The following is a 7,586-nucleotide window of genomic DNA, read 5'->3' as shown; positions in this document are numbered from 1 at the left end:
ACGTCCCGGGCCCGCGGTCCGGTCGTCCCTCAGTCGTGGGGTACGACGGCGACGGGCGCGGGGGCGTGGTGGATCACGCCGTGGGTGACGGGGCCGATGCGCATGCCGAGGGAGGGCCGGTGCGTCCTGCGGCCGACGACCACGAGTGCGGCGTTCCGGGCGGCCTGGAGGACCACTTGCCCGGCGGTCGCGAGGTCGGTCCTGTGGACCACCTCGACCTGCGGATAGCGCTCCTGCCACGGCGCAAGGGCTTCCAGCAGCTCCTTCTCGACCCGGGCCTCCACACTGCCGTCCTCGTCGCCCGTGACCACAGCCCTGTAAGCGAACACCGGTGGACGGCTCCAGGCGTGCACGACGCGCAGTGTGGCCCCACGGGCGGCTGCGGCGGTGAAGGCGAACTCCAGCAGTTCCTCGGCGGGTTGGTCCCGGTCCTGGATTCCGACGACCACCTCGCCGCCGTCTTCGCCGGCCGCCTCGGCGCCCTCAGCGGCCCGGTGCTCTTCCGCGCGTACGAGCACCACGGGGATGGACGCCCGGGCCAGCACATGCTGTCCGACCGACCCGAGGAGGAAACCGGAGACAGCGCCGTGCCCACGCGAGCCCAGCACCAGCATCTCGGCGTCCTCCGCACTCTCCAGCAGCGCCGTGACCGGTACTTCGGACACCTGCCCGACAGTGATCGGCATCTCCGGATACCGGGCTGCCAGGCTCTCCTTGGCCTCGCTCAACATGCTCCGCGCCCACTGCTTCTGGGCTTCCGACTCCTGAGCCGAGGGCACGTCGACCGGCCGCCAGATCCAGGCGGTCACCAAGCGCAACGGCAAGCCGCGACGCTGAGCCTCGCGGGCTGCCCAGTCAACAGCGGCACGGCTCTCAGGAGAACCGTCGAGGCCGACCACGATGGGGGAAGGCATGGGGGACACCTCCGTATCCGGTCACGTCCGATGCGGGGCCGGCGCCCATCCGCCGACCCGGGAGGTCCGCTGGATCCTCGGAGCGCCTGATCGCGTCTGCACGAATCCACCGGTCCCCCGCTCCGATCGTCGCGCCGACCCGGTCGGGTACCCAGGGGCCGCTGGTCCTCTCCCACGGCCACTCGGCCCCCCGGCCAGGACCCGGTGGGCCCCTCCGCCGCCTCGCCGCGGTCGTTGAGCCGTTCCAGGCAGGCCGCGCACCCTGCTCCTGTGCGCGCCCGGCCGCTCGCTGCACGCCCGTCAGATCCGCGTGGAGTCCGATGGTCCACGGACTGTCCGCGCTCGGTGCCTGGGCACCCTCGTCGTCCGCCGGCGCCCACAGCCCGGCACCGCTGCCCGTCAGGAGCAGCGCCGCACCGCCGGCCAGGGCGAGGACCCTGCGACAGCCCGGAGCCGGTGGCTCGGGTGCCTCCGACACCCCCGGGCTCGATGCTCGGCTGGGCAAGCAGCTCGGCCGACCCATCGGCGATCATCCGTACCACCGCATCGGGCAGCCGTTCGACGGTGCCGACCGGGCGTCCGCCGCCAGCTGCGCGGTCACCTCGGCGGCCAAGCGGCGACGAATCCACTGCCCCGTACCGAACGGCGGGCGGCCCGTGGCCGGTGGCCGGCGAACGTCGGCACACAGCCCAGTGAAGAGATGTCGCGCGGCGCACACAACCTGACCCACCTGACCCGCCCGGCCTGCTCCGCCTGCTCCGCCTGCTCCGGGGAGAGGAAGCCGGGCGTGCCGACCACCACGTTGTCCGAGGTCAGCTCCGTCTTGTCGGCCGCCGTGGGGAGCCGCCTGGTCAACGGTCCGCGGGCTCAGCTCGGAGCCTCCATGTCCATCGTCGGCGGTAGTTCCGTGTCCGTGACTGCCGCTCTTCTTGGGGTCCCGTTCAGCCGTGCGCGATGACGGCCACAGGAGCGGTGGCGTGGTGCAGCACGGAGTGCGTGACGGGACCGATGTGTGCGCCGAGCGGGCCGCGGCGGATCCGGCGGCCGACGACGAGCAGGGACGCATCGCGGGAGGCGTCGGCCAGTTGGACGGCGGGACTGCCCGGGCGGGACTCCTCGATGACCTGGACGGCCGGGTACTTCTCCTTCCAGCGGTGCAGCACCTCGGCCAGCGTGGCGGCGTCCTGCTTGCCCAGCGTGGCGTTGAGCTCAAGGTCGGCGGGCAGGCCGTAGGCGGCGTACGGCGGCAGGTTCCAGGCGTGGACGACCCGCAGGGGCGTGACACGGCGGGCAGCCGCCTCGAAGGCGTAGGCGATCACCGCGTCGTCCGGGTCGTCGGTGTCGAGGCCGAGGACGACAGGACCGAACAGAGCCACAGGGGGCGGTAGTTCGGACGGTTCCGGCGCCTGCCCGTCCACAGCCTGCTCCCCGGCACGCACCAGGACCACCGGCTGCTCGGCGCGCGCCACGACGGCCTGGCCCACGGAGCCGACGAGGTATCCTCCGACGCCGCCCAGCCCTCGGGAACCGAGGACCACCAGCTCGGCGTCCTTCGCCGCCTCAGCCAGCACCTCGACGGGCCGGCCGGGGACCTGCTCGGCGGTCACGTCCAGGCCGGGGTGACGCAGCATGAGCTCTTCGACCACGGCGGGTGCCACACGCGCACTCCACCGCTGCTGCGTCTCGGCACCCAGGAACCGCACCAGGGCCACGGGCTCGGGCACCGCCTCGACGGCGTGGACCAGCCTGACCGTCAGCCCGCGCCGCTTCGCCTCGCGGGCCGCCCACTCCACCGCGGCACGGCTCTCGGCCGAGCCATCGAAACCAACCACAACACTGCGAACCATGACTCCTGCCTCCTCATCGGGGATCGATGCCAGCGTGGCGGTGGGGCGGGCCCGTGGTGCAGGGGCCGCAGGTCCCCGACCGGGGCCGGTGGACCCTGCGGGCCGGCAGCCGCGTGCGCGGGCACGGTCGTCTACGCCCGGCTCGGCCCCACCGCGCCGGCCGCACCGGCCGATGGCGGTTCGGCAAGGTCGACGTGCCGTTCGGCGACGACGGGGAGTCCGGCGGCGCCTGGCCCGTCAGGCCCGGCGAACGACCGGGCGCCCCGGTCGTCGACGGCCACGGCCACGGCCGCGCAGCCAGGAGGCGATGCGCACCACCCGCGGCGGTGTCCTGGGCGTCTGCCTGATCGACCCCGACCGCGGCGAACTCATCTGCGCGACTGTCGGCAACGTCGCGCAGCACCAGGGCGGCCACTCCGGCGTGGGCGGCCGGCACGTCCGCGGTGATCAGGAACGGGTGCCCGATGCGGCTTGCTCGGGCAGGTCGTGACGCTACGCAGGGCGGTCCCACCCGCCGACGGCACGCGGCACAGGAGGCACCGCACGGAGCAAGGGCCTCACCGGCCCTGCCTCGGATCCTCTTGGCCCTGATGCCTGTGCTTCCGCGGAGTGATCATTGAATCAGGCAGGGGAGCCGGCGACGGCAACCCAGGGGTCCCCCCCGTCCCCGCCGGAACCGGCGCCCGTGCCGGGGGGCGGCCTGTCCGCAGGCTGTGGCCGCACGTGGGTCGTCGGCCGCATGCCCGCGCGCACCCGCCGCGGGCACGTCCCCGTACAGGCTCCGGCCCGGACCGCATCTCAGCAGGGGGAGCCGAGGACGACGGGCCCGCGTCCTCCGGAAGGACGCACCTGGTGGCGGCCGAGCCGGCGGGCCGGAGCGAGCGTCACGCTGCCGTCGGCCGTACGAGGGTGTTGTCTCCGGTGCGGCCGGCGATGTAGTCCACGATGTTCTCGACGGTGGTTTCGGCGATCTGGCCCACGGCGTCCCGGGTGAAGTACGCCTGATGCGAGGTGACCAGGACGTTGCTGAAGGTCATCAGCCGCGCGAGGCGTTCGTCGGTCATCACCTCCAAGGACTTGTCGAGGAAGAAGACCCCAGCCTCCTCCTCATACACGTCCAGGCCGACGCCGCTGAGCCGTCCGGCACGCAGGGTCTCCAGCAGTGCGTCGGTGTCGACCAGGCCACCGCGGCTGGAGTTGACCAGGATCGTGTCGTCCTTCATGAGTGCCAGGGCCTTGGCATCCACGAGGTGGTGTGTGTCGGGCAACAGCGGCACGTGCAGGCTGACCAGGTCGGACTCGGCGAACAGCCGATCACGTCCGACGTATTCCATACCGAGGGCGAGGCAGTCGGGGTTCTCGGCGACGTCCCAGCCCAGCAGCCGCATGCCGAAGCCGTGCGCGATGCGGGTGAAGGCGGCTCCGATCTTCCCGGTGCCCAGCACGCCGGCCGTCCGGCCGTGCAGGTCGCGGCCCATCAGCCCGTCGAGCCGGAAGTCGAACTCGCGAGTGCGGTGTGCGGCCCGCACGATACGGCGGTTGACGGCCATGGCGAGCGTCCAGGCGAACTCGGCCACCGAGTACGGCGAGTAGAAGGACACCCGTGCCACGGTCAGCCCGAGGTCCTGCGCCGCGGTCAGGTCGATGTTGTTGTAGCCGGTGGCCCGCTGGGCGATCATCCTCGTGCCGCCCGCGGCCAGCGCGCGGAGAACGTCGGCGTCGAGGCTGTCGTTGACGCTGCTGAGTACGATCTCGTGGCCGACGGCGGTCGGGGCGGTGTCCCGGTTCAGGAACAGCCCCAGACAGCGCAACTCGTGCTCGGCGCCGAGCGCCTGCCGGAACGCCTCGGTCAGCAGCGGCTCCTCGTCCGCGAGCACGCCGTACGCGACGATCTCCATGTGCTCTCCTCCCCTTGGAACGGGCGATCGCTTCTCCACCGTAGGGCGGCACCACCACGTTTGCGGCGCTGGGCCTGCTCGACGGCGCGGCGGGCGTGAAGCACACGGCGGCGGGTGCTTCGCCGTCTTCGCCGCCGCCGACGACGTTCCGGCCACGCCGTGCGCCCGTGGCACGCCGGGCCGCCCCATGAGGTGGCCCGGCGATTGTCCTCCCCGAGAGCGTGCTACTGGGCGGAGTCCAGGGCCGGGTGCACTGTCGGGCCGTAGTAGGCCGCGCGCATCAGCTCCTGCATGTCGTCGAGCATCGGCATCCGCGGGTTGGCGGGCGCGCACTGGTCCTCGTAGGCGTTGAGCGCCTGCTGGGGCAGGGCCTTGAGGAAGGCACGCTCGTCCACGCCCAGGGCCTGGAAGGACGGCTCGATGCCCGCGGCGTCGCGCAGTCGTTCCACGGCGGCGGCCAGGGACTCCACGCCCTCGGCAGGCGTGGCGGCGGGCAGGCCGAGGGTGCGGGCGATGTCCTGGAAGCGTTCGGGGGCGCGGTAGTTCTCGTACTTGGGCCAGCCGGTCAGCTTTGTGGGGACGGTGCCGTTGTAACGGATGACGTGGGGCAGCAGGACCGCGTTGGTGCGGCCGTGTGCGAGGTGGAAGGAGGCGCCGAGGGTGTGGGACATGGCATGGACGATGCCGAGGAAGGCGTTGCCGAAGGCCATGCCGGCGATGGTGCCGGCGTTGTGCATCTTCTCCCGCGCCTCCGGACTGCCCGCTCGGTCGTTCACCGCCGCTTCGATGTGGTCGAAGGTCAGCCGGATCGCGTGCAGGGCGAGGCCGTCGGTGAAGTCATTGGCGTAGACGGACACGTACGCCTCGATGGCGTGGGTGAGGGCGTCGAATCCGCTGTCGGCGGCCAGGGCCGGGGGCAGTTCGGTGGTGAGCAGCGGGTCGACGATGGCCACGCTGGGCGTGAGGGCGTAGTCGGCCAGCGGGTACTTCTTTCCTGTCGCCGGATCCGAGATCACGGCAAACGGGGTGACCTCGGCGCCGGTCCCGGAGGTGGTGGGCACGCACACCAGGCGGGCGAGCCTGCCGAGCGTCGGGAAGCGGAAGGCGCGCTTGCGGATGTCGGAGAACTTCTGCCGCATGTCGGCGAAGTCGATGTCCGGCTGCTCGTACAGCAGCCACATCACCTTGGCCGCGTCCATGGGCGAGCCGCCGCCGAGCGCGATGATCGTGTCCGGGCGGAAGTCCCGCATCAGGCGGGCCCCGCGCTGTACGGAGTCGATGCTCGGTTCGGGCTCCACGTTGTCGATGATCTGCAGGGTCACCGGCTGGGGCCGGCGCTGCAGGACGCGGCTGACGCGGTCGACGAAGCCGAGGCGGGTCATGGTCGCGTCGGTGACGATCGTGACGCGGTGGACGTCGGGCATGGACTGCAGGTAGCGGATGGCCTGCGGCTCGAAGTAGATCTTCGGCGGGACCTTGAACCACTGCAGGTTGTTGCGGCGCGTGCCGACCCGCTTGACGTTCAGCAGTTGGGCGGCGGAGACGTTGTTGGACACCGAGGTGCGGCCCCATGAGCCGCAGCCCAGGGTGAGCGAGGGCAGCAGGCCGTTGTAGATGCCGCCGATGGCGCCTTGTGAGGAGGGCGAGTTGACGATGACGCGGACGGTCTTCATACGGCGGCCGAACTCCTCGGCGAGCGCGCGGTCCTCGGTGTGGATGACCGAGCTGTGGCCCTGGCCGTGGAAGGCGACCATGTCGGCGGCCAGGTCGAAGCCGTGCCGTTCGGAGCCCGCGCGCAGCACGGCCAGCACCGGGCAGAGCTTCTCGCGGGTCAACGGCTCGTCCGGGCCGACCCGCTCGGCCTCGACGAGAATGATCGAGGTGTTCTCGGGCACGCTGAACCCGGCCTGGCGCGCGATCCATGCGGGGCTCTGTCCGACTGCCGCGGCGTTCACCTTGGGCTCACAGCCGGCGCCGGGAGTCTTGGCGGCGGGGAAGAGGAAGGTCTCCAGCTTGGTCTTCTCCTCGGCCGTAGCGAGGTGGGCGTGCAGGGTGCGGAACTCGGCCAGGGCGGCGTCGTAGATCTCGGTGTCCAGGATGACGGCCTGCTCCGAGGCGCAGATCATGCCGTTGTCGAACGACTTGGACAGCACCAGGTCGTTGACGGCGCGGCGCAGCTCGGCGCTCTTGTGCACGTACGCGGGCACGTTGCCGGCACCCACGCCCAGGGCGGGCTTGCCTGCCGAGTAGGCGGCCTTGACCATGGCGTTGCCGCCGGTGGCGAGGACCAGCGCCACGCCCGGGTGATGCATCAGCGTGTTGGTCGCCTCGATGGACGGGGTCTCGATCCACTGGATGCAGTGCTCGGGAGCCCCGGCGGCGATGGCCGCGTCACGCACGATCCGAGCCGCCGCTGCGCTGCACCGCTGGGCGGAGGGGTGGAAGGCGAAGACGACCGGGTTGCGGGTCTTCAGCGCCATGAGCGCCTTGAAGATCGTGGTGGAAGTCGGGTTGGTGACCGGAGTGATCGCACACACCACCCCCACCGGCTCGGCGATCTCGACCATGTCGTCGATGTCGTCGCGGGCGATGACCCCGACGGTCTTCATCTTGCCCATGCTGTGGGTGACGTGCTCGCACGCGAACATGTTCTTCGCGGCCTTGTCCTCGAAGACCCCACGCCCGGTCTCCTCCACCGCGAGCCGGCCCAGCGCGGTGTGCTGGTCCAGGGCCGCGACCGAGGCCTTCTTGACTATGTGGTCGACCTGTTCCTGGGTCAGCAACTCGTAGTCGCCGAGCGCCTTCAGCCCGTTGGTGACCAGCCGGTCCACGGCGATCGCGGTGTCGGAGGGCCCGCTCTGGGATTCCTGCGGGGCTGCGGTCCGATTGCGGTCGTCCTTACGGGCCATGGAAATGCGCCTCCTTGG

Annotated in this window: 6 protein-coding genes; 1 reads left to right on the top strand and 5 read right to left on the bottom strand. The window is 71.6% G+C overall.

Features of this window, described 5'->3' with window-relative positions; translation table 11 throughout:
• Nucleotides 1-29 precede the first annotated feature (29 nt).
• The 3 genes from GFH49_RS15905 to GFH49_RS15895 form a co-directional block, all read right to left on the bottom strand.
• The gene (locus tag GFH49_RS15905; RefSeq protein ID WP_155056538.1) at nucleotides 30-914 is read right to left on the bottom strand and encodes a universal stress protein; all 885 of its coding nucleotides are present in this window, start codon (nucleotides 912-914) and stop codon (nucleotides 30-32) included.
• A 597-nt stretch (nucleotides 915-1,511) separates the two neighbouring features.
• On the bottom strand, nucleotides 1,512-1,769 hold the full coding sequence (locus tag GFH49_RS15900; RefSeq protein ID WP_155056537.1) for a hypothetical protein: 258 nt from the start codon (nucleotides 1,767-1,769) through the stop codon (nucleotides 1,512-1,514).
• A gap of 86 nt (nucleotides 1,770-1,855) precedes the next feature.
• On the bottom strand, nucleotides 1,856-2,761 hold the full coding sequence (locus tag GFH49_RS15895) for a universal stress protein (protein ID WP_155056536.1): 906 nt from the start codon (nucleotides 2,759-2,761) through the stop codon (nucleotides 1,856-1,858).
• Nucleotides 2,762-3,068: 307 nt separating this feature from the next.
• On the opposite strand from GFH49_RS15895, the gene GFH49_RS15890 reads away from it, so the two are divergent.
• Complete coding sequence (locus GFH49_RS15890; RefSeq protein ID WP_155056535.1) at nucleotides 3,069-3,251, top strand: hypothetical protein; 183 nt, start codon at nucleotides 3,069-3,071, stop codon at nucleotides 3,249-3,251.
• Nucleotides 3,252-3,645: 394 nt separating this feature from the next.
• Here the strand turns inward: GFH49_RS15890 and GFH49_RS15885 are convergent, their stop codons facing one another.
• Both GFH49_RS15885 and adhE read right to left on the bottom strand, forming a co-directional pair.
• Nucleotides 3,646-4,659 (bottom strand): 2-hydroxyacid dehydrogenase, encoded by a 1,014-nt coding sequence (locus GFH49_RS15885; RefSeq protein ID WP_155056534.1) that lies wholly within the window; start codon nucleotides 4,657-4,659, stop codon nucleotides 3,646-3,648.
• Between the two features lie 224 nt (nucleotides 4,660-4,883).
• Nucleotides 4,884-7,568 (bottom strand): bifunctional acetaldehyde-CoA/alcohol dehydrogenase, encoded by a 2,685-nt coding sequence (gene adhE / locus GFH49_RS15880; protein ID WP_155056533.1) that lies wholly within the window; start codon nucleotides 7,566-7,568, stop codon nucleotides 4,884-4,886.
• Between the last annotated feature and the right edge of the window lie 18 nt (nucleotides 7,569-7,586).

Origin of the sequence: Streptomyces blattellae (assembly GCF_009709555.1) — a bacterium.
Taxonomy (GTDB): Bacteria; Actinomycetota; Actinomycetes; order Streptomycetales; family Streptomycetaceae; genus Streptomyces; species Streptomyces blattellae.
The sequence above is the reverse complement of the archived record's forward strand: the minus strand, read 5'-3'. Positions and strand labels throughout refer to the sequence as shown.

Bases quoted from the DNA above. Each gene is read 5' to 3' on its own strand.
- GFH49_RS15905 (WP_155056538.1), bottom strand. From the start codon at position 914: ATGCCTTCCCCCATCGTGGTCGGCCTCGACGGTTCTCCTGAGAGCCGT.
- GFH49_RS15895 (WP_155056536.1), bottom strand. From the start codon at position 2,761: ATGGTTCGCAGTGTTGTGGTTGGTTTCGATGGCTCGGCCGAGAGCCGT.
- GFH49_RS15890 (WP_155056535.1), top strand. From the start codon at position 3,069: ATGCGCACCACCCGCGGCGGTGTCCTGGGCGTCTGCCTGATCGACCCC.
- GFH49_RS15885 (WP_155056534.1), bottom strand. From the start codon at position 4,659: ATGGAGATCGTCGCGTACGGCGTGCTCGCGGACGAGGAGCCGCTGCTG.
- adhE (WP_155056533.1), bottom strand. From the start codon at position 7,568: ATGGCCCGTAAGGACGACCGCAATCGGACCGCAGCCCCGCAGGAATCC.